20 protein-coding genes are annotated in these 21837 nt (G+C 57.8%); 13 read left to right on the top strand and 7 right to left on the bottom strand.

The genetic code is table 11. The annotated features are described in order from the left end of the window. The first annotated feature begins 92 nt into the window (after window positions 1–92). The 3 genes from accB to aat are packed head-to-tail and all read left to right on the top strand — an operon-like array spanning window position 93 to window position 2633. Window positions 93–581 (top strand): acetyl-CoA carboxylase biotin carboxyl carrier protein, encoded by a 489-nt coding sequence (gene accB, locus EBB79_RS07560; RefSeq protein WP_127748340.1) that lies wholly within the window; start codon window positions 93–95, stop codon window positions 579–581. A gap of 9 nt (window positions 582–590) precedes the next feature. Then, the gene (gene accC, locus EBB79_RS07555) at window positions 591–1940 is read left to right on the top strand and encodes an acetyl-CoA carboxylase biotin carboxylase subunit (protein ID WP_127748339.1); all 1350 of its coding nucleotides are present in this window, start codon (window positions 591–593) and stop codon (window positions 1938–1940) included. Window positions 1941–1997: 57 nt separating this feature from the next. After that, window positions 1998–2633, top strand: a complete 636-nt coding sequence (gene aat, locus EBB79_RS07550; protein WP_127748338.1) for a leucyl/phenylalanyl-tRNA--protein transferase — start codon at window positions 1998–2000, stop codon at window positions 2631–2633. On the opposite strand, the gene EBB79_RS07545 is transcribed toward aat, so the two are convergent. The 6 genes from EBB79_RS07545 to EBB79_RS07520 form a co-directional block, all read right to left on the bottom strand. Then, on the bottom strand, window positions 2597–2965 hold the full coding sequence (locus EBB79_RS07545; protein WP_127748337.1) for a DUF2155 domain-containing protein: 369 nt from the start codon (window positions 2963–2965) through the stop codon (window positions 2597–2599). The two genes, aat and EBB79_RS07545, sit on opposite strands and share 37 nt — an antisense overlap. Beyond that, window positions 2962–3414: an outer membrane lipid asymmetry maintenance protein MlaD gene (gene mlaD / locus EBB79_RS07540; protein WP_127748336.1), complete on the bottom strand. Its 453-nt coding sequence runs from the start codon at window positions 3412–3414 to the stop codon at window positions 2962–2964. Before mlaD ends, EBB79_RS07545 begins: the two co-directional genes overlap by 4 nt. A 28-nt stretch (window positions 3415–3442) precedes the next feature. After that, complete coding sequence (locus EBB79_RS07535) at window positions 3443–3829, bottom strand: NADH:ubiquinone oxidoreductase subunit NDUFA12 (protein ID WP_127748335.1); 387 nt, start codon at window positions 3827–3829, stop codon at window positions 3443–3445. A 145-nt stretch (window positions 3830–3974) separates the two neighbouring features. After that, window positions 3975–4334, bottom strand: a complete 360-nt coding sequence (locus EBB79_RS07530) for a RidA family protein (protein WP_127748334.1) — start codon at window positions 4332–4334, stop codon at window positions 3975–3977. Window positions 4335–4445: 111 nt separating this feature from the next. Further along, complete coding sequence (clpX, locus tag EBB79_RS07525; RefSeq protein WP_127748333.1) at window positions 4446–5714, bottom strand: ATP-dependent Clp protease ATP-binding subunit ClpX; 1269 nt, start codon at window positions 5712–5714, stop codon at window positions 4446–4448. Window positions 5715–5859: 145 nt separating this feature from the next. Then, a complete protein-coding gene (locus tag EBB79_RS07520; protein ID WP_127748332.1) occupies window positions 5860–6492 on the bottom strand; it encodes an ATP-dependent Clp protease proteolytic subunit in 633 nt (210 codons plus the stop codon). A 255-nt stretch (window positions 6493–6747) separates the two neighbouring features. Here EBB79_RS07520 and EBB79_RS07515 point away from each other — a divergent pair, with 255 nt between their 5' ends. Continuing rightward, window positions 6748–7755, top strand: coding sequence for a GlxA family transcriptional regulator (locus EBB79_RS07515; RefSeq protein ID WP_127748331.1), 1008 nt, complete (start codon window positions 6748–6750; stop codon window positions 7753–7755). A gap of 15 nt (window positions 7756–7770) precedes the next feature. Here the strand turns inward: EBB79_RS07515 and EBB79_RS07510 are convergent, their stop codons facing one another. After that, window positions 7771–8376 (bottom strand): TetR/AcrR family transcriptional regulator, encoded by a 606-nt coding sequence (locus tag EBB79_RS07510; RefSeq protein ID WP_127748330.1) that lies wholly within the window; start codon window positions 8374–8376, stop codon window positions 7771–7773. 275 nt (window positions 8377–8651) lie between these two features. On the opposite strand from EBB79_RS07510, the gene EBB79_RS07505 reads away from it, so the two are divergent. The 9 genes from EBB79_RS07505 to mdoH all read left to right on the top strand — a co-directional run bounded on the left by EBB79_RS07505 (window position 8652) and on the right by mdoH (window position 21822). Beyond that, window positions 8652–10301 (top strand): U32 family peptidase, encoded by a 1650-nt coding sequence (locus EBB79_RS07505; RefSeq protein WP_127748329.1) that lies wholly within the window; start codon window positions 8652–8654, stop codon window positions 10299–10301. Window positions 10302–10461: 160 nt separating this feature from the next. Further along, complete coding sequence (locus tag EBB79_RS07500; RefSeq protein WP_127748328.1) at window positions 10462–11904, top strand: hypothetical protein; 1443 nt, start codon at window positions 10462–10464, stop codon at window positions 11902–11904. 235 nt (window positions 11905–12139) lie between these two features. Next, entirely contained in the window at window positions 12140–12616 is a 477-nt protein-coding gene (locus EBB79_RS07495) for a DUF302 domain-containing protein (protein WP_127748327.1), read from the top strand. A 92-nt stretch (window positions 12617–12708) separates the two neighbouring features. Beyond that, window positions 12709–14322: a thiamine pyrophosphate-binding protein gene (locus EBB79_RS07490; RefSeq protein ID WP_127748326.1), complete on the top strand. Its 1614-nt coding sequence runs from the start codon at window positions 12709–12711 to the stop codon at window positions 14320–14322. Beyond that, window positions 14309–15505, top strand: coding sequence for a CaiB/BaiF CoA transferase family protein (locus EBB79_RS07485; protein ID WP_127750922.1), 1197 nt, complete (start codon window positions 14309–14311; stop codon window positions 15503–15505). Before EBB79_RS07490 ends, EBB79_RS07485 begins: the two co-directional genes overlap by 14 nt. A 264-nt stretch (window positions 15506–15769) precedes the next feature. Then, window positions 15770–17131 (top strand): tetratricopeptide repeat protein, encoded by a 1362-nt coding sequence (locus EBB79_RS07480; RefSeq protein ID WP_127748325.1) that lies wholly within the window; start codon window positions 15770–15772, stop codon window positions 17129–17131. Window positions 17132–17153: 22 nt separating this feature from the next. Further along, window positions 17154–18428 (top strand): OpgC family protein, encoded by a 1275-nt coding sequence (locus tag EBB79_RS07475; RefSeq protein WP_127748324.1) that lies wholly within the window; start codon window positions 17154–17156, stop codon window positions 18426–18428. Then, a complete protein-coding gene (locus tag EBB79_RS07470; RefSeq protein WP_127748323.1) occupies window positions 18425–19936 on the top strand; it encodes an OpgD/OpgG family glucan biosynthesis protein in 1512 nt (503 codons plus the stop codon). Before EBB79_RS07475 ends, EBB79_RS07470 begins: the two co-directional genes overlap by 4 nt. Then, the gene (gene mdoH, locus EBB79_RS07465) at window positions 19933–21822 is read left to right on the top strand and encodes a glucans biosynthesis glucosyltransferase MdoH (protein ID WP_127748322.1); all 1890 of its coding nucleotides are present in this window, start codon (window positions 19933–19935) and stop codon (window positions 21820–21822) included. The genes EBB79_RS07470 and mdoH overlap by 4 nt, the downstream gene beginning before the upstream one ends. Window positions 21823–21837 lie beyond the last annotated feature (15 nt).

The following is a 21837-nucleotide window of genomic DNA, read 5'->3' as shown; positions in this document are numbered from 1 at the left end:
TGCTTTCCTTGTGGGCAACCTTGCCTTATAAGCGCGACAAATTAGCAGCCTGCACTATTCAGCAGGCCTGTGCGGAACCGGCTGAGGATCAAATGAAAAACAAAACTCACGAAGCAGACGTAGCCTTTATCAAAGCATTGGCCGAAATGCTGCGCGAAAACGATCTGACCGAATTGCAGGTCAAACGTGCGTACGGCGATGATGACAGCCTGAATGTGCGTGTCTCTCGGCAAGTTGCCGCAGTGGCAGCCCCGGTACAGGTCGCAGTCCCAGCTGCGGCTCCGGCTGTTGCCGCGGTCGCGACTGCAGCCCCAGCGGCCGCACCGTCAGACGACCCTGCCAGCCATCCTGGCGCTGTGCCTTCTCCAATGGTTGGCACCGTCTATATCCAGGCTGAACCAGGCGCACCTGCCTTTATCACAGTCGGCGCCAAAGTCAGCGAAGGCGATACCCTGCTGATCATTGAAGCCATGAAGACCATGAACCACATCCCGGCCCCCAAAGGCGGCACTGTGAAACGTATTTTGGTCGAAGACGGCGCCGCCGTCGAGTTCGGAACGCCTCTGGTCATCATCGAGTAAGGATCTGACATGTTTGACAAGATCCTGATTGCCAACCGCGGAGAGATCGCCCTGCGCGTGATCCGTGCGGCACGCGAAATGGGCATCGCCAGCGTTGCGGTGCATTCGACCGCCGACGCCGATGCCATGCATGTGCGTATGGCTGACGAGTCGGTCTGCATCGGGCCGCCAGCCAGCACCAACAGCTACCTGTCTATCCCGGCCATTATCTCGGCCTGTGAAATCACCGGCGCGCAAGCGGTCCACCCCGGCTATGGTTTTCTGTCGGAAAACGCCAACTTTGTGCAGATCGTCGAAGATCACGGGCTGACATTCATTGGCCCCACCGCGCAGCACATCCGCACCATGGGCGACAAGATCACCGCCAAAGACACCATGAAGGCCCTGGGCGTTCCCTGCGTGCCTGGCTCGGAAGGTGGCGTACCTGATTTGGAAGCCGCCCAACGCATTGGCGCCGAAATTGGCTATCCGGTGATCATCAAGGCCACTGCCGGTGGCGGCGGCAAAGGCATGAAAGTGGCCGAAACGGCTGCCGACATGGAAATGGCCTTTCGCACCGCCCGTGCCGAGGGCAAGTCCAACTTTGGCAACGACGAAGTCTATATCGAGAAATATCTGACCACGCCGCGGCACATCGAAATTCAGGTGTTTGGCGACGGCAAGGGCAAGGCTGTGCATCTGGGCGAACGTGATTGCTCGCTTCAGCGCCGCCACCAGAAGGTATTTGAGGAGGCCCCCGGCCCCAGCATCAGCGCAGAAGAACGCGCTAAGATCGGTAAAATCTGTGCCGATGCGGTCGCCAATATCAACTATATCGGCGCTGGAACCATCGAATTCCTCTATGAAAAAGGCGAATTCTTTTTTATCGAAATGAACACCCGCTTGCAGGTGGAACATCCGGTCACCGAGGCGATCTTTGGGGTGGATCTGGTGCGCGAGCAAATCCGCGTTGCCGAAGGCTTGCCAATGTCGTTCGGTCAGGATGATCTGCAGATCAATGGCCACGCTATTGAAGTGCGGATCAACGCTGAGAAGCTGCCGAACTTTGCCCCCTGCCCCGGCAGAATCACTCAGTACCACGCCCCCGGCGGTTTGGGTGTGCGAATGGATTCGGCACTCTATGACGGCTATTCGATCCCACCGTTTTACGACAGCTTGATCGGCAAGCTGATCGTGCATGGCCGTGACCGCAACGAAGCCATCGCCCGTCTGAGCCGCGCCCTGGGCGAGTTGATTGTGGACGGTGTCGACACTACGGTGCCGCTGTTTGACGCCCTGCTGGCCGAACCCGACGTTCAGTCTGGAAACTACAACATTCACTGGCTGGAGCGTTGGCTTGACGATAACCTGGCCAGCTAAAACGACAGAAAGGGCGCGTCTCGGCACGCGCCCTACCGCCTTTGCCCGAGTCCTGTGATGTCATCACTCACGGCTGAATTACTGTTGCATGCCTATGCGTCCGGGGTTTTTCCCATGGCCGAACACCAGGATGATCCAGAGGTTTTCTGGGTCGATCCCAAACGGCGCGGCATTCTGCCTCTGGATGGCCTGCGAATCTCGCGCTCACTGTCGCGCCGGTTACGACGCGGCGCCTATCAGATCACCACCAACCAGGATTTTCCCGCAGTTCTGACGGCCTGCGCTGATCGGTCCGAAACCTGGATCAATGACGAAATCCATGACCGCTATGTGGAACTGCACCAGATGGGAAACGCACATTCCATCGAGGTCTGGCAAGATGGAGACCTGTCCGGAGGCGTTTACGGCGTTACTCTGGGGGCTGCATTTTTTGGCGAAAGCATGTTCTCCCGCCGCACTGATGCCTCAAAAATTGCCCTGTGTTTTCTGATAGATCGCCTGACACAAGCCGGGTTCACCCTGTGTGACACGCAATTCCTCACAGCCCATCTTGCCTCGCTGGGCGGGTTGGAAATCAGCCGTGCCGCCTATCAAATCCGTCTGCGCGATGCGCTGATGCTAGAGGCCGATTTCACCGCTCCGACACTTCCGACGGCTCAGGAAATGTTGCAGCGAAGAACCCAGATATCATAACGACTGTGGTCCAGCGCGCTAAGCGCCGGGCTAGAGGCAATCATCCAACCTTCGAATTGTACGATGCCGGTATCAGGCTCACGAATGGTCAGAAATGCAAAAGCATCGCCTGTAGGGTTGTCCTCAGGGTATCGGCAATCTGAAAGCGTCACCAGCAGGCCAAACAGTTCGGCGCTGCCGCCAACTGGGAGCTCAGCGTCCACAGTGTGGCCGTTGACCTTGTCCAGGCCACGCAAAATGGCTCCAGGCCCCGACACGGCGCCCTCTTGCGCGAATACAGGGGAACCAAGCGCCAGTGCCGCAGTGAGAAGTCCGGTGAACAGTGGCCTCACGATTCCTCACCGCTGCCAGATACGAATTTTAGCAACAGGGAAATCAGACTGACTGCACCCTGTGTGTCTTCGATCTCGTCACCGGGTTCAAAACTGAACGGAGACCCGCCCGGCATGATCTCGACGAAATTCCCGCCCAGCAACCCTTCTGACGAGACCACGATGGCACTGTCATCGGGGATATCAATGCCCTGCTGTACCGAAAACAACGTTTCGGCACGGTAGGTTTGTGGGTTCAACTCAACATCCGTAACGGTGCCAATCTTGACACCGGCCAGACGCACATCGGTGCCGACACCCACACCTTCGAGGGATCGAAACGAGGCGTTTAGCTGATACTCTGCGCCAGACTGAGACAGGCCGGTCGCTTGCCCCGCATATATCGCAAATCCAATTGCTGCGGCCAAAACGACGCCGCCGACCAGAACTTCGGTGGTATTGTGGGACATTGTATTGCGCCTTTACCGGGTCCGGATTTTACTCCGGCACCCATGCCTCGTAATCACTGCGCGGTGCCGGCTCACCTGCACGGCGAATCGACCCTGTTGGCGCATAGGCCAAAGCCGTACCCGTCAGGTTTTCCTGATGCGGCTTTTCCCAATCTTTGTGGATCAGCGGCTGCTCGGTGGGCAGTTCGTCAAAGGTGCGATGCAGCCAACCGTGCCAATCCGCATTGATGCGCGTGGCCTCGATTTCGCCGTTGAAGATCACCCAGCGTTTGCTGTCATCGGCATTGTGGTAATACACATTGCCCTGATCGTCGTCGCCAACCTTGATACCCTTACGGGCGGTGAAGAGTTGCGTGTTCAGCGTTTGACCGTTCCACCAGGTAACGGCGCGTAGAAGAGTGTTCAGGATTGACATGGATGCCTCCGTAAATTCCCCTCTGATATGACGCAGTTTGACACCAAGGTCCAGACGCTGTGCGATCTGCAATTGCGCACAACATGGCAGATGTGCGCAATTTCCCACGCCGCATCGGTATCAGAGGAGCAATGCCAGTGTTTGCTCAAGGTGCAAGGGCTGTGACTTCGATCTCGATCCGGAACTTGGGATCGATCAAGCCGCATTCAATCATGGTGGCTGCAGGCGGGTTGTCGCCGAATGTCTCGGCCAGAATAGGCCAGCAGGGCTCAAACTCATGCCGGTCGGGCAGGTAATAATTTATTCGTACAATCTGTTCAAAACTACTGCCCGCATCCGTTAACGCCATGCCGATGACCGCCAGGGCCGACCGGCACTGCGCAACCACATCGTCGCCCTGCCCGACGGTGCCCGCAACATGAACAAACCCGCCAGCAACAACCGCGCGGCAATAGCCGATCTTGGCTTCAAATTCGCCACCCGAGGAAATTCTAGTAATGGTCATACCAACTCCTACGCATCCCTCCGAAACCAGGATGCTTTTCAATGTGTCTTACATAGCAAAACGGCGCGGGATAAGCCGCGCCGTGTAATTCATGCCGGGGTAACCCATGGGTTACCCTGCAGATGCAGGCTCTTTTTCTGCATCAGTATGGATCATCAGCGGCTCAACTTTTGAGTTCACCGCCTCTTCGTTGACCACCACCTTGGTCACACTGCCCATGCCGGGCAGTTCAAACATGGTGTTGAGCAGGATGTCCTCAAGGATCGAGCGCAGGCCCCGTGCACCGGTTTTACGTTCAATGGCGCGTTTGGCAATTGCACTCAGTGCGTCATCGGTAAAGTCCAGCTCGGTTTCTTCAATCTCGAACAGGCGCTGATACTGTTTGACCAGTGCGTTCTTGGGTTTCGACAGGATCGTAACCAGCGCATCTTCGTCCAGGTCTTCCAGCGTTGCCAATACTGGCAAACGACCAACAAATTCCGGGATCAGGCCGAACTTTAGCAGATCTTCGGGCTCCAGATCCTGGAAAACCTCGCCAATGCCGCGTTCGTCATTGTCACGTACATCCGCCCCAAAGCCCATCGCCGATCCTTTGCCGCGTGCGGCAATGATTCGATCCAGACCGGCAAAGGCCCCGCCACAGATGAACAGGATATTGGTGGTGTCGACCTGCAAGAATTCCTGCTGCGGGTGCTTGCGCCCCCCCTGCGGAGGAACACTGGCAACGGTGCCTTCCATCAGCTTCAACAGCGCCTGCTGTACGCCTTCGCCGGACACATCGCGGGTGATCGAAGGGTTTTCAGACTTGCGGGTGATCTTGTCTACTTCGTCAATGTAGACGATGCCGCGCTGCGCGCGCTCGACGTTATATTCCGACGCCTGTAGCAACTTCAGAATGATGTTTTCCACGTCTTCACCAACATAACCGGCTTCGGTCAGGGTGGTGGCATCTGCCATGGTGAACGGCACATCTAGAATGCGCGCCAAAGTCTGCGCCAGCAGGGTCTTACCGCAGCCGGTTGGACCGACCAGCAGAATGTTGGATTTCGCCAGCTCCAGTTCAGAACCCGCCTTTTGGGCGTGGTTCAGGCGTTTGTAGTGGTTGTGCACAGCCACCGACAAAACCTTCTTGGCTGTCGCCTGGCCAATAACATAGTCATCCAGCACTTCGCAAATATCTTTCGGAGTGGGCACACCATCGGTGGCCTTCAATCCCGAGGCCTTGGTCTCTTCACGGATAATATCCATGCAAAGTTCGACGCACTCGTCGCAAATGAAGACGGTTGGGCCCGCAATCAGTTTACGCACCTCGTGCTGGCTCTTGCCGCAGAAGCTGCAGTAAAGCGTATTCTTGCTGTCGCCGCTTGAGTTCGTTGCCATGGTCTACCTTTCAGTCCGCGCTAGGAGGGGCCCATTCTGGGCGTCTCCTACTTCTAAAACAGCTTAGGCCAGTGCCTCAGCCGCTACAATCGTAAAGTACGCCCCTGCCTGTCTGGGGGCGTACAAGTTACTTTAAAAAAGAGCCTCAGCTCTCTTCGTCATCGCCTTTAGGACGGCTGGCGACGATCTCATCGATCAGGCCAAAATCCTTGGCATCTTCGGGTGACATAAAGTTGTCCCGTTCCAGCGCCGCTTCGACTTTGTCCAGCTCCTGACCGGTGTGCTGCACATAAATCTCGTTCAGACGACGCTTCAGTTTCAGCGTTTCTTCAGCGTGGATCATGATGTCAGTGGCCTGACCCTGAAACCCGCCCGACGGCTGGTGCACCATGACGCGGCTGTTTGGCAGGCTGAAGCGCATGCCTTTTTCGCCTGCCGTCAACAACAGGGACCCCATCGAGGCCGCCTGACCAATCACCAGGGTCGAAACCTTGGGTTTGATGTACTGCATGGTGTCGTAGATCGACAGACCCGAGGTGACAACGCCACCGGGTGAGTTGATATACATAGAGATTTCTTTGGATGGGTTCTCGGCTTCAAGGTGAAGCAGCTGCGCCACGATCAGCGAGCTCATGCCATCGTGTACTGGACCATTCAGAAAAATAATCCGCTCTTTCAGCAAGCGCGAGAAAATATCATAGGCCCGTTCGCCACGTGCGGTTTGTTCAACCACCATGGGGACCAGGGTGTTCATGTAGGTTTCTTTTGGATCAAACATTTGGGCCTGCCTGCTTTGTATGTAGTCGGGACCATACCCGACAGAGTGTTACTTGATTCTTAGTATCGCGGCATAAGAGCTGCAAGAGGGAGGAAAAAATTTGCTGATCCCCGCCGATCTGGATTAAATGCGGTCGCATTCTGTAAAATCGCTGTCGCAAACTGATGGTTACCAGTGCAAAGCCCAGTTTACCACACAGGAAGAAATGCCTTACCCCGTTCTTTATGGGCCTCAGTTGCGCTATAGGATGCCATTATGCAGACAGACAGCTTCGTCCAAAAAGGTGCTGCCGCCCAGTTGGCAGTTCATTTTAATGGCAAGGCTCAGGATTTTTATTTCCTGATGTTGCCCCAAGCGACAATGTTGCCCGTAGCCGCCGCAATCGAGCCGCTGCGGATTGCAAATCAGGTCAGCAACACCGAATTATACCGCTGGTACATCATGTCCGAGGATGGCGCGCCCGTCGTCTGTTCCAACGGCATGACAGTGACGCCGGACATGCCACTGGAACAACTTCCTCAGGACGCGGTGGTGTTTGTCTGCGCTGGCAATGAGCCGCAACAAACAGCGAGTGATTCCACCATAAACTGGCTGCGCCGTGAACATCGCTTTGGCCGGCGGATGGGGGCCATCTGCACCGGGGCCTTTGCATTGGCACAGGCTGGGTTGCTGCGGGGACAGGACTTCACCCTGCACTGGGAGAATCAACCGGGCTTTATCGAAATCTACCCGGACCTTCAGCCCAGTTCGAATATCTATGAAATCACCAAGACCTTCATGACCTGTGGCGGCGGCAATGCGGCCACTGACATGATGCTGAACCTGATCGAGGAACGTCATGGCAAAAACCTGGCGATCATCATCGCCGATATGTGCCTTCACGTGCGATCCGGCGGGCAGATGGCGCCGCAGAAATCCAACTACGCAGTCGCCATCGGCAGCCGCAACCAACGGCTGCTGACTGCACTGCAACTGATGCAGGATTCGATCGAAGAACCGCTGTCGATCGGAACCCTGTGCGACCGCCTGGATATTTCACGCCGCCAGCTAGAGCGCCTTTTTTCGCGCTATTTGGATCAAAGTCCTATGAATGTCTATTCCGACATGCGCCTCAGCCATGCCTACGCCCTGATGAACGAGACCGCGATGTCGGTAACCGAAATCGCCCTTGCCTCGGGGTTCAACAGCGCCACGCATTTTTCGCGCCAGTTCAAACGCAAATTCGGCGCCAGCCCGCATTTCTTCCGCAAAGGCTGGGTTTAGCGACGGCGCGCCGGTTCAGTCAATTGGGAACGCATTGAAGCCCGCATCTACCAAATCGCCAATATAGGTTCGCGCAACGGCTGGATTGATCGCCACAATAGTGGGTCGGCAGGCCAGTGACACCAACCCGTGCACCGAGGCCCACAACAGCAGGAAAAACTGCCGATGCATATCCGAGTTCGGATCCCCATCACCGGCCCAGATCAGCAATTCCAAAAGACCTGACTGAAAATCCTGCGCCTTGGGATATTCCGGAACATTTGATCTGTACTCAAACAATAACCACCACCGCCGTGGCTCGGCGATGGCAAAATCAAAATAGGCCTCGCCCAAAAGCACAACACGCGACCGATGATCCTGCGCGGATGTTTGCACAGCCGCATGCAAAGTGTCTGACAGCATCGTCGCCGATTGTGCAATGACGGATCGCACAACCGCATCCAGATCGCCAAAGGCATTATATAGCGAACCAACAGACACATTTATATCCCTGGCAAGTCGACGCGCACTAAGCGCACCGATGCCTTCTTCAAGAACGATACGCTCGGCGATCGGGGTTGCACGGTCACGAATGTCAGCGAGGTTACGTTCCCGCTTGGACAGGTTTTTCTCTTTTGTCATAGATAGATAATTGGAACACCTTGGGGCTCAAGTCAATTTCCTGCGCCGAACAAACTGATCCATGAGCATCTATTGGCATTTGACGCCAGTTCATCTGATTGCATAAGTCGGACGATGGATCCAAAAGCCGCGGTCTCGATCTTGCCCCCATGATCCAAGGTCGCCACGGCCTGTCGCATCTGCCCAGTCAAGTCTCGGGGTAGCCGGACATTTGGGTTCACAAGCTTCACATTATGACGTAAAACGCGGCCTTCTTTCCTTCTCCGGCTGGTCCCATGTCCCCAAGACGTTCTGAACTGCTGATGCCTGCGGGCAATCTGCGTAAGTTGAAAATCGCTATCCTGTATGGGGCTGATGCTGTTTATCTTGGTACGCCGGATATGTCGCTGCGCACCAAGTCCGAGTTTTCGCTCGAGGACGTGATCGAGGGCGTCAGGTTTTGCCACCAGCATGGCCGCCGCGCCTATCTGACGCTGAACCTCTACTCACACAACAAAGACATCCCCAAGCTGGACGAATACATTGACACCGTTCGACAGGTGAACCCCGACGGGTTGATCATCGCCGATCCGGGTGTGTTCCAATATGTTCGTGAACGGGCCCCGGAAATTCCACTGCATGTCTCGACCCAGGCCAATATCTGTTCCTGGCTCTCGGTGCAGTTCTGGCAGAACCAAGGCGCCGATCTGGCCGTCATGGCACGCGAGGTCTCGTTCCCGGAACTGGAGGAAATCCGCGAGAAATGCCCCGACATCAAACTAGAGGCCTTTGTGCACGGTGCCATGTGCATGACCTATTCAGGGCGCTGCCTGCTGTCCAACTTCATGGCCGAGCGCGGCGCCAATCAGGGCAATTGCGCCAACTCATGTCGCTGGAATTACAAGTTCCACATGCGCCTGAAAGACGGCACCGTGCAGGAACTGATCGTCGATGACAGCAATCACGATATGTTCGAATTCCTGCTTGAAGAAGGCGTGCGACCCGGTGAATTCCTGCCCATCCAGGAAGATGAGCGTGGCAGCTATATCCTGAATTCAAAGGATCTGTGCCTGATGCCAAAACTGGACGATTATCTGCGCATCGGCATCGATAGCCTGAAGGTCGAAGGTCGTGGCAAGTCCGAATATTATGCCGCTATTGTGGCACGGGCCTACCGCATGGCGATTGATGACTATTACGCCGACCCGGAAAACTGGGATGCCTCGGATTACATGGGTGAGCTGGAAACCGTCGGCAACCGGGGATACACACTGGCCTTTCACAAGGGCCGCCTGACCAATCTGTCGCATGGCTATGAGCACACCGCAGCGATTGCCACCTGGGAATATGCAGGTGTCGTTAGCGAAGTGACCGACGATGCCTTTCTGGTAGAGGTCAAGAACAAGCTGGAACCCGGCGATGTGCTGGAAATGGTGTCTCCCGTTGCCCGCAACACAATCCTGCTGCGCGCCTATGACTATGAGATCGCCGCCAGCGGAGCGCATAAGGATGTTGTGCACGGGTCGAACAAATCGGTGATCCGCCTGCCGTTTTCGCTGTTCGAGCAGGAAAACCAGAACGATCTGCGCAGCAACTTTCCCGCCTTCACGGTTATCCGCAAGGAACGCGCACTGACCGATGAACAGTGGAAGCGCCTGCAACTGGACAAGACCGCCCAGGCGATGGAGATCCGCGACAGCACCGGTGAAACCGCATACACCCGCCGCCGTAATGCCCTGGTTGACGCCATCGAGGCCGACACCAACTCCCGCCGGTTCAAGACCAACCGGGTTGGCACCCAGGGCTGTTGCGGCAAAGGTTGCAATGGTTGCCTGATCTTCTGGCAGGGCGAGGAATACTCGCTGGCGCGCGAAGTTTTGTTGAAGCGTAAGCAGGGTGAACAACTGACGAATGCCGAAGCCAGCAAATTCAAACTGCCAGCCTAGTCACAGCACAATCCCACCGCGATCTGATATTGCCCCCTCACGTCCCATGGCGGACGTGAGGGCCTGAAACACGCCCGAACAATTTCCGACAAGCGCCAAATTCCCGCCTGAATTTGATGACAGTATAGGCCCTGTTGATTTTGATAGGCAGGATACTGTTATGACATACCAATCTGTTCCTGCCGGTCTTACCGCAGTCCCGGCGCGGCAAGTTGCTCAATCTGGGACCCTCTGGAAAGTGTTTGGCTTGGCCTTGATTGCCGTCATGGTGATTTCAGCGGCAAACCTGCTGGACCCGGTCATTCGATACGACGACTACCCTGCCCTTTTTGCGGACCCTGAAGGGTTCTGGTCCAAGACATTATCCGAAGGCCGCTGGCTGAACTATGTCTGGCATATGCGCGAAGTTGTCACGCCGGCCTGGTTGAATTTTGCGATTTATCAAGCAGGCTGGGCCTTGTTTGCAGCGGCATTTGCAGTGGCTGTGATGCCTGGTAAAGACCGCGTTTGGTTCGCCTGCGTTCTGGCCCTGACATTCCTGGTCGCGCCGCCGGCCTTGCTGATCGCACCTTGGTTCAACACCCTTATCCCAGCCATGGCACTGTTGGCAGGCTATGCGGTTCTGGCAACGCGTCTGTCTCAGTATGCGCTGCGTTGCCTGTTGCCAATCTTTACCCTGCTGACCTTTTTGACCTACACGACCTTCCCAATCATCCTGTTATTGATCTGTCTGGTCAGAACCGAACGCCGGTCGCTAAAGGACCTTGCCGGACTGATCACGCTGTTTGGGACCAGCTTTATCGCGTCACTGCTGGCGGTTTACGCGTTGAATTGGCAGGTACATGGCGTGTTCGGTCTGGTTCTGGACGCCTCGCGCAGCGCCGTTCCTGCGCATGATCTTTCGGGCGTCGTGGGCAACCTGCAACTGTTTTCTGATACCCTGGCTGTCTTTCGCCAGAAGATGAGCTTCAACTCTCATGCGGTCATGATCTTTCACCTTGCCATGATTTCGGCCGCCACCTTGGTGATTGCCCGTCGCTCCCCCCTAGAGGCGCTCTATCTGCATGCCGGGTTGTGGATTGGTATGGCGCTGGTGACCGTGCAAATTCTTAAATTCGGGGTCACGGTTCCGGTGCGCGCTTACCACTTTGCCTGGATTGCCTATGCCATTCTGATCCTGCGGGCCTGCGAGGAGCTGAGCCGGACCCCAGGCTTGGCCGGTCGGCTGGCGCGCAATGCAGTGCTACTGGTCACGGCCAGCTATCTGTTGCAGGTCACAATTCAATTTTCTGCCTTTCGCAACTGGCAGGCCGAAACCCGGGCCCTTGCACAGGACCTCGCCACCGTGCCCGGACCTCTTTTTGTTACCGGCATCCTCATCAATCACCCGTCGGCGGATAAGGCCGGGTTGCAGCAGCCCAGCGCCTTGGCGGGACGTATTCGTCAATTGACCGGCCGCAGCGTCACTCTGTGCGAAACCAGCCCCGACGCCTGTGCCCACTTGCCCGAGGAACTGCTCAACCCGGGATCCTCTGCCAGCCCTCAGATCCAGATTGTCCAATTGGACGGCGCCAGTGTGATCGTATTTCCAAGTCGCGAATAAACTTGTCTTTGGCAGCACCCTGATCGCGCAATCGCTGCTTGGCACTTGGTCACAATCGTCGATCATATGGCCTGCCCAATCTGATTATAAACCAGCTTGATTATAAATCTGAACGCGCCCTGACCCTGCCTCTAGATTGATCTGCGCAAAGTCACGAACAGGGTCACCCACGGCATTGTGACTCTGAACCCCGCTCCGCTCTGGCTAAATAGGGCAAACCTGTTGGAGTGAACGGATGATTTTCAAACCATTTTCTTTTGTGGCCCTTCTTGCCCTGACTGCCCTGCCAGCTGCGGGTGACACAATCGAACCACGTGACGGATGGGTGGTCATTGAAACCCAAAAAGGCTTTGACCAGCTGATCACCGACGTTAAAACCGCCACCAAGGCGCAAGGCATGGGTGTGGTCACCCAGGCCGGTCCAACCGGTGCCGCCGCCAGACGTGGTATTACCATTCCCGGCAACCGCGTAATCGGTGTCTTTAACAACGACTTTGCCGTCCGTATCCTTGCCAGTTCAACCGCCGCCATGATCGAAGCGCCCATTCGGTTCTATGTGACCGAAAACCCTGGCGGCTCTGCGACCCTTTCATACAAGACACCCAGCCATGTCTTTGCGCCCTACACGAATGAGGGGGGCGCCGCACTGGTCACACTGGCCGCTGAGCTGAACCATGTGTTTGATGCGATAGCCCAACAAGCCAGCCAATAGGCCTGTCATACATGGTCACACTGGCGTGACCCCCCTTGCACCCCTGCGCCAGCTCCGCATTCTCGCCAAACACGAGAATCGGAGACCTGACCATGACCCGCCCCACCCGCGCCGCTGATATTCTGGCCCGCCGGCTATACGAAGCAGGCTGCCGCCACGCCTTTGGCATGCCCGGCGGTGAAGTGCTGACGCTGGTCGACGCCCTGCAGCTGGCTGGCATCACCTTCCACCTGGCCAAACACGAGAACTGTGCAGGCTTTATGGGCGAAGGCGTATACCACAGTGATGGCGCCCCGGTCATCCTGGTGGCCACCCTTGGCCCCGGCGCATTGAACGGTGTCAACGTGGTGGCCAATGCGCATCAGGACCGGGTGCCGATGCTGGTGCTCACCGGCTGCGTCGATGAGGCCGAACAGCAGAATTATACCCATCAGGTGCTGGACCACAGCGCGGTGTTTACTCCGATCACCAAGGCCAGCTTTCGCCTGAGTGCCGACACTGCTGATTTGATCGCTGACAAAGCTGTCTCTATCGCCACCGAGCAACGCAACGGTCCGGTACACATCGACGTACCAATCACGGTGGCAGACACCGGTGCAACAGATCGCAACATCCGCCGCGCGCCTGCAAGTGAGACCGTGCCAAGCGGCGCTGACCTGGCGCAGGCGCGTGACTGGCTGGCCAATGCGACACGTCCTATTGCGGTGATTGGCCTGGATGCCGTCCAACAGCAGGCCGGACCTGCCCTCCAAAGCGTTCTGGAGCGCCATCAGATCCCTTTTGTCACCAGTTACAAAGCCAAGGGCATTCTTCCGGAAGACCACCCTTTGTGTCTTGGCGGCGCGGGGCTTTCTCCCTTGGCTGACCAGCATCTCCTGCCAGTGTTACAAGCCGCAGATCTCGTGCTGTGCATTGGCTATGATCCCATCGAAATGCGCCCCGGCTGGCGCGACATCTGGGATCTGAACCGTCAACAGGTCATCGACATCGCACCCGTAGCCAACCTGCACTATATGCATCAGGGTAGCCTGAACCTGCTCACCAGTATCGCACCAACTCTTGCCGCCCTGTCCAATGGCACCGCGCCGCACCCGACTTGGCCCGACAGGCAGCCACAAATTGCCCAAACCGCGTTGGCACAGGCCTTTCCGGCAACGGATGACTGGGGCCCTGCCGCTGTCATCGCCGAGACCCGTGCGGTGATGCCTGCCGATACGCTGGCCACAGCCGACAGCGGGGCCCATCGTATTTTGCTGTCGCAGATGTGGCAGTGCCAGGAACCCGGCGGGTTGATCCAGTCCTCGGGCCTGTGCACCATGGGCTGCGCGCTGCCGATGGCTATTGGTCGCAAACTGGCCGACCCCGACCGCCCGGTCATCAGTTTTTCCGGCGACGCCGGCTTTCTGATGGTGGCCGGAGAACTGGCAACCGCGGCCGAGATGAACCTGGCGCCAATCTTTTTGGTCTTTGTCGATGCCAGCCTGGCCCTGATCGAGTTGAAACAACGCCAGCGCCAACTGCCCAACGCCGCGGTGGATTTTGACCGCCATGATTTCGCTGCCCTGGGTCGCGCCTTTGGCGGCAACGGCGTGTCTGTGCGCAATCGTCAGCAGTTGCGCGCCGCTTTGACAGATGCCATGACTGCGCAAAGCTTCACCGTTATTGCAGCTGAAATCGAACCAGGAGACTATGATGGTCGGATCTGAACACCTCCCACACGGCGCACTCAAGGGAGTCAAGGTTCTTGACCTGTCCCGCATCCTTGCAGGCCCAACCTGCACCCAGATGCTGGGCGACCTGGGCGCCACGGTGATCAAAATAGAGAACCCCAAGACCGGCGGCGACGATACGCGCCAATGGGGACCGCCCTATGTGACGGATCAAAATGGCAATGACACCGACATGTCGGCCTATTTCATGTCCGCCAACCGCAACAAGCGCTCGGTTGCCATCGACATCGCCACCCCTGAGGGCCAGCAGGTCATTCGGCGCATGGCGGCACAGGCCGACATCGTGATTGAGAACTTCAAACCCGGTGGGCTAAAGAAATACGGGCTCGATTATGACAGCCTGCGGGCTGAGCTGCCCCGACTGATCTATTGCTCGATCTCGGGCTATGGGCAAACCGGCCCAAATGCGTCGAAACCCGGTTATGATCTGATGGCGCAGGGCTATGGCGGCATCATGTCGCTGACTGGCGCTACAGATGGAGAGCCGATGAAGGTTGGCGTTGGCATCGCAGATGTAATGTGCGGCATGTATGCCACCGTGGGTATTTTAGCCGCCCTGCGCCATCAGGAGCAGACAGGCGAAGGCCAGCAGGTCGATGTCGCACTGGTCGACAGCCAAATCGCCTGGCTGATCAACGAAGGCGTTAACTATCTGACCTCGGGCCAGGTGCCGGCACGGCGCGGCAATGGTCACCCCAACATCATGCCCTATGGCGTCTACCAAAGCAGTGATGGCCATGTGATTCTGGCGGTTGGCAATGACAGCCAGTTTGGCCGCTTCATGGAGTTCCTTGGGCTGGGTGGTCTGACTGAGGATCCGCGGTTCTCGACCAACCCCGGCCGCTTGCAAAACCGCGATGCGCTGGACGAGATCCTGATCCCAGCCCTGCAACGGTTCAGCACCCAAGATATCATCAAAGATCTCGAGGCCCGCAAAGTGCCTGTCGGACCGGTGCAGGATCTGCAAGATGTGTTCGCCAGCGATCAGGTGGCGGCGCGCAATATGCAGATCGACATGCAAAGTGACGCGGGCCCGGTTCATCTGATCGGCAATCCGCTCAACTTCTCACGCACTCCGGTGACTTACCGGCATGCGCCACGCAGCTGTGGTGCCGACAGCGACGCGATCCTGTCATCAGATACTCCCTTCGAGATCTGATCGCCAAAACGCGGGCCACAGGTGAACCCGCCAAGTGTTACAGAAATCAACAACGCCAGCACCCTTCCCCGCCTACAATCGGGGGAGGACTGCCGCAATTGTAGAATAATGTCATAAATAACGGTCCCTTCATTGCAATTTCCGGCTCTGCACACACGCCACTTCACCAATGCGAGAGGTGGCGTCGCGCGGTGGAATGTCATGGCTTAATGTCGAGTTAGACAGTCGTAGAACTTTATTAGTGCAAAGAATGGAACCCCGAACATGCAAGATATCTTTGGCCAAGACACCAGCCTGACGGATGCCGCTGCACTGCACGATTGGAATGCTGTGCAGATGGGGGTTCTGGCCCATGCCGCCGCGACACCAACGCATCTGGCAGCCCTGCTGACCGCGGCGCCCGGGTTTGCATTGGGTCAGGCCAGCAAAGGTATATTTTACATTCTGATGGGACGATCAGAACTTATGCCAACCGCCCATGAGGCGATGGCTGCCGCCAAGGCGCATTATGAAACCGCCCTGCCCCGGGAACGGCTCTATGTTGACGCCTTGGAGACCTGGCTGGCAGGGCGGCCCTCGGGGGCGATTGCCAAACTGGAACAGGTGCTGCGCAGCCACCCTGAAGATGCACTGGCGATGAAGCTAAGCCACTCAATCCGGTTTACTCTGGGTGATAGCGCCGGGATGCGGCGTTCCGTTGAACGAATTCTGCCCGCCTATGGCACTGACCATGCCGGACACGGTTACCTGTTGGGCTGCCATGCCTTTTCACTGGAAGAAACCGGATCATATGAGAAGGCCGAAAATGTTGGCCGCCAAGCCCTGTGGACTGCGCCCGATGATGCCTGGGGATTGCACGCGGTGGCCCATGTGCACGAAATGACCGGCAATGCCCAGTCCGGGCTGGACTGGCTGGATGGGCGCGATGCTGCCTGGTCGCATTGCAACAATTTCCGCTATCACGTCTGGTGGCACAAGGCGCTGATGCATCTGGACATGGGCCAGATTGAACAGGTGTTTGACCTTTATGACCGCGAGATCCGTAAGGACAAGACCGATGACTACCGCGATATCTCTAACGCGACCTCGCTGTTGATGCGTCTGGAGCTGAATGGCGCCAATGTCGGCGACCGTTGGGAAGAACTGTCTGAACTGTCCGCCAACCGAACAGAAGACGGCAGCCTGATCTTTGCCGACCTGCATTACCTGCTGGCGCTGGCCGGTCACAACCGCAAAGACGCCACCACCCGGCTGGTGCAACGCATTCACGCGGATGCACAGACCCGCACGGATGAGGCGGGCCAGCGCATGGCCAATCCCGGCTGTGCCGCAGCCCTCGGCCTTGAGGCCTTCGGTGAGGGCAATTTTGCCAGCGCCTTTGCCAATCTGGTACAGGCGCGCGAAACGCTGTGGATGGCGGGCGGCAGCCACGCCCAACGCGACATCTTTGAGCGCATGACCATTGATTCAGGGCTGCGCGCGGGCCAATTGGATGCGGTTGAGGCCATTCTGAATGATCGCCAGGCAAAGTGTGGTGGTGGCGAAGGCAATTACGCGATAGCCCGCCGGGAAGTGATTGCCATCGGTCGTGGTGGCGCAGCCACACACAGTGTGCCGGCAGAATGATCCAGGAGTTTAACGGACTGACATGGCAACTATAGTGCCTCAACCAGACACGCAGGTCACCGCCCTGCCCAGTGCCGCGGCCAATCAGGCAGCGGCGCCAGTTCAAGCGCCAGCCGCGGTGCGCACCCGCGATCCCCGGCTCGACTTTTACCGTGGCATAGCGATGTTTATCATCCTGAGTGCCCATATCCCCGGCAACCGCTGGACGGGCTGGATTCCCGCACGGTTCGGTTTTTCGGACGCAACTGAGATCTTTGTCTTTTGCTCTGGCATGGCCTCGGCGATTGCCTTTGGCGGATCTTATGCTCGGCGTGGCTGGATCATGGGATCGGCGCGTGTGGGGTTTCGAGTCTGGCAGGTGTTCTGGGCCCATATCGGTCTGTTCTTCTTTATCGCCATGATGATGGCGGCGCTGGATACCTATGGCAGCTTTGACAAAAGCTATGCCAATTCGTTGAACCTGGGTCATTTCTTCAATGATCCCATGCCGCAGCTGGTGGGGCTGTTCACCCTGACTTATGTCCCCAACTATTTCGACATTCTGCCGATGTATCTGGTGGTGCTGGGGCTTATGCCACTGTTGATGGCGATGGAAAAAATCGGACTCTGGGCGGTGGCAGCGACCTCGATCGGGATCTGGCTTGCCGCCAACCCCTATGTCATCGGGCTGGGCCCGGATGGATTGGCCCTGTCAGCCGAGCCCTGGTCGGACCGCAAATGGTTTTTCAACCCGTTTGGCTGGCAATTGCTGTTCTTTACTGGTTTCGCCTTTATGAAAGGCTGGCTGCCCAAACCACCGGTGTCGAAGCTGCTGATTGGCGTTGCCCTTGCATTTGTAGTCCTTTCGGCCCCGTTTGGCGCCTGGAAAGTGTTCCTTTGGGTGCAGGCCTGGACCCCGGAATTGGCCGAGACCATCCGCCCAGTCTGGTCCCTGACCGCTGAGTGGCGCAACAAAAGTGACTTTGGGTTGCTGCGGTTCGCACACTTCCTGTCGCTAGCCTATCTGGGCTGGGTGATTGCCGGAGACGGCGGTAAACGGCTGATCGCCTCGGGTCACTCTATCGGAGCGCGGATCTGGGCTGTAGTGCTCAACCTGATCACCAAGGTCGGACAGCAATCTCTGGCCGTCTTCGTGGTCTCGATGGCGCTGGCCCGGGTGATCGGTTTTGTGCTTGACCAAAGTGGTCGTGCCATCACCACGACGGCGATTGCCAACCTGACTGGCTATGCACTGATTATCTTGGTGGCCTTTGCCGCTGCCTGGTTCAAATCCCAACCTTGGAGAGCGAAACGATGACCTCTTTATCCCGTCGCTCATTCATGGCGTCAGCCATGGCCAGCACCTCCATTCTGGCGCTGCCCGTTCGCGCCTCAACAGCGCCGCCCTTTTCCCGCAACACGGTTATTTCGATGGCCCAGGCGCTGGCGACCCGCGACTATGCCCCGCGCCAGTCGGTGCCACAGGACTGGCTGGATATGAGCTATCAGGACTATCAAACCCGGTGGTTCCGCAATCGCGATGCCCTGTGGTCTGATACCGATCACAGCTATAACGTCGATTTCTTTTTACCGGGCCTGTATTTCCCCCGCCCCATTCAGGTCAACACGGTGACCAATAGCGCCGGGGCCAAGCGGGTACCGTTTGATCTGTCGCTGTTTGACAAAACTGACATGGCCCCAGATCTCAGCATTGACGATAGTCTTGGCTATTCGGGCCTGCGTCTGCGCACCGAGCTGGACCAGCCGAACCTGAAGAATGAGTTCTGTGTGTACCAAGGCGCCAGTTACTTCCGTGCCATCGGATTGGACAATGTCTATGGGCTGTCGGCCCGGGGGCTGGCGCTGAAAACCGGCGATCCAATGGGCGAGGAATTCCCCGAGTTTATCGAGTTCTGGCTTGAAACGCCTGCTCCCGGCCAACGTAACATTGTAATCCACGCCTTGCTGGACAGCCCATCCGTCGCCGGGGCCTATCGGTTTGACATCACACCCGGTGAAAACTGCACAATGGAGGTCGAGGCGACGCTGTTCCCCCGCGAGGAACTTGCCCATGTGGGCCTGGGCCCGCTGACCTCGATGTTCCTGTTTGACCAGACCGACCACACCCGGTTCGACGACTTTCGCCCGGCCGTGCATGACAGTGACGGGTTGCTGGTGCAAAACGGCAATGGCGAAGTCCTGTGGCGACCGCTGGCCAATCCCCGAAATCTGCAAGTCTCGTCTTTTGTTGATGAAGACCCGCGTGGCTTTGGCCTGATGCAACGGGCCCGCAAGTTCTCAGATTTTGCCGACCTTGAGGCCAACTATCACAAACGCCCCTGCCTCTGGGTGGAACCCAACGGCAACTGGGGCAAAGGCGCTGTGACCTTGGTCGAAATCCCTGCAGATCAGGAGATCTATGACAATATCGTAGCCTATTGGCGGCCCCGCACACCCTATGCCGCTGGCACTCAGGTGGACGTGTCGTATCGGCTGACCTGGGGCCGGGAACCGGATCTGCATTTGGCCAAAGTCATCAACACGGCGGGGGGAGCGCGGGTGTTTGGCGATCCGGGACGGATCATGACTTTGGATTTTGCGGAACACCCGCTGTTGGCGGGCGGTCCCGAAGGCATCGACATCCACATCTCGTCGCCACAGGTGGACACCAGTGCCGGTGTGTTGCAGCGCAATCCCGAGAGTGGCGGGCTGCGGCTGGCCTTCTCGTTTGATCCCGGCGCGCGGGATCTGGTGGAACTACGGGTGCAGCTGCGCAAAGACGGTCAGATGGCGTCTGAGGTCTGGCTGTACCGGTGGACCGCATGAGCCGCCCCGTCCTGTTACCGCCCGAACACCCATTGGCGATGCCGGCGCAGGATTTCTCGACTGACTTTCAGGATCACAACGCCCCAATCCAGCAGCCACCGCAGTCTGTAGCTCTGTGGCGGATACTTGCGTTCTCTCCGGCGATGGCAGGGACTGCGCTATTGACCTGGGTGATGCAGGGCTGGTTTGCCGATGGCGGGTTCTCGGGGTTGGAAATGGTGTTGCTGACGCTGATTGCTTTCAACTTCTTTTGGATCTGTTTCACAGTCTCTACTGTCTTGCTGGGCTTGTACTCGCTGTCGCGTCGTCCCAGCCTGCGCCGACTGGCACCGGCTCGCAAGATGAGCGTGGCGCTGTTAATTCCGGTCTACAACGAGGTGCCCTGGTATGTGCTGGGCAACGCGCAGACCATGCTGGAAGACTTGCGTAAACGGGGTGGCGTGCATGACTACTCGATGTTCATCCTATCTGATACCCGCGACGACGCAATTGCCGAACAGGAATTGATCTCGGTCCGGGCGCTGCATGCGATGATGCCGCCGGGGGTGAATCTGTATTACCGGCGCCGCGAACAGAACACCGACCGCAAGGTGGGTAATATCGCCGACTGGGTCAGCCGCTGGGGGGGCGGGTTTGAGGCAATGCTGGTGCTGGATGCCGACAGCCTGATGACCGGCCGCGCCATCGCCCGGCTGGCCAATGCGCTGTCTCGTGATCCCGGTGCTGGGTTGATCCAAAGCTATCCGCAACTGATTGGCGCACAGTCGGTCTTTGGCCGGATGCAGCAATTTGCCAATGGCGTCCACGGCGCCGCCCTGGCCGAGGGCCTGTCCCGCTGGGTCGGCCATGAGGGCAACTATTGGGGCCACAATGCCATCCTGCGCACCCGCGCCTTTGCCGCCAGCGCCGGTCTGCCCCATCTGCGCAGCCCGCTGGGCCGCCGCTTGGGCGGGCGGGACAAACTGATCATGAGCCATGATTTTGTTGAGGCCGGCCTGCTGGCCAGGGCCGGCTGGTCCGTGCGCTTCCTGCCCCGCATTCAAGGATCATATGAGGAAACCCCTCCGACCTTGATCGACCATATTCAGCGCGACCGGCGGTGGTGTCAGGGCAATCTACAACATCTGAACCTGCTGCGCGCCAAAGGCTTTCGGGCGGTCTCGCGGTTTCACCTGCTGCATGGGGCCATCGGGTATTTGATGGCGCCAATCTGGTTTGCATTGCTGGTGATCTGGGCACTCATCGGCCGCGGCGAGGAGGCCTCGGTGCTGACCTATTTCAGCGAGAGCAACCCCTTGATGCCCTCTTGGCCGGATATGTCCGAACCGCGCCACGTGCTGGTCATTCTGCTAATCTATGCGATGTTGCTGGCCCCGAAACTGCTGGCCATCGCCGCGCTTCCACTGACTGGTGCGCGGTTTAGCGACTATGGCGGAGCGGCCCGGTTTGCGCTCTCTTTCGCCTCCGAAATTCTGCTGGCGATCCTCTATGCGCCTATCCTGATGGTGCAGCAAATGATCGCAGTGATCCGCACGGCTCTGGGGTTGCAACGCGGCTGGGCACCGCAGGCCCGCGACGGCGGTAGCTACAGCTGGACCACACTGGTGGTCAGCCACGCGCTGGAAACCCTGAGTGGGATAGCGCTGTGGGCTGGAATTCTAACTGGCATGGTGTCGCTCTGGCTGTTGCCAATTGCCGTGTCACTGATCCTGGCGGTTCCGCTATCGGCGCTGTCCGGACTGCCAGTAGTGCATCAGATCAATGCCTGGATGGGCACCCGCGAGGTCTTTGCCGAACTGCCCATCACCCACAGCGTTCGCACCAGCCGTGCTCGGCTTAAACATATTCTGGACGGTGGCAGCCCAAGCCACAACGCCGCCGAATAGTCGCGACGCCCCGCG

It is taken from the genome of Parasedimentitalea marina (genome assembly GCF_004006175.1).
GTDB lineage: Bacteria > Pseudomonadota > Alphaproteobacteria > Rhodobacterales > Rhodobacteraceae > Parasedimentitalea > Parasedimentitalea marina.
Note: the sequence above shows the minus strand (reverse complement) of the source record. Positions and strands in the feature narration are given on the sequence as shown.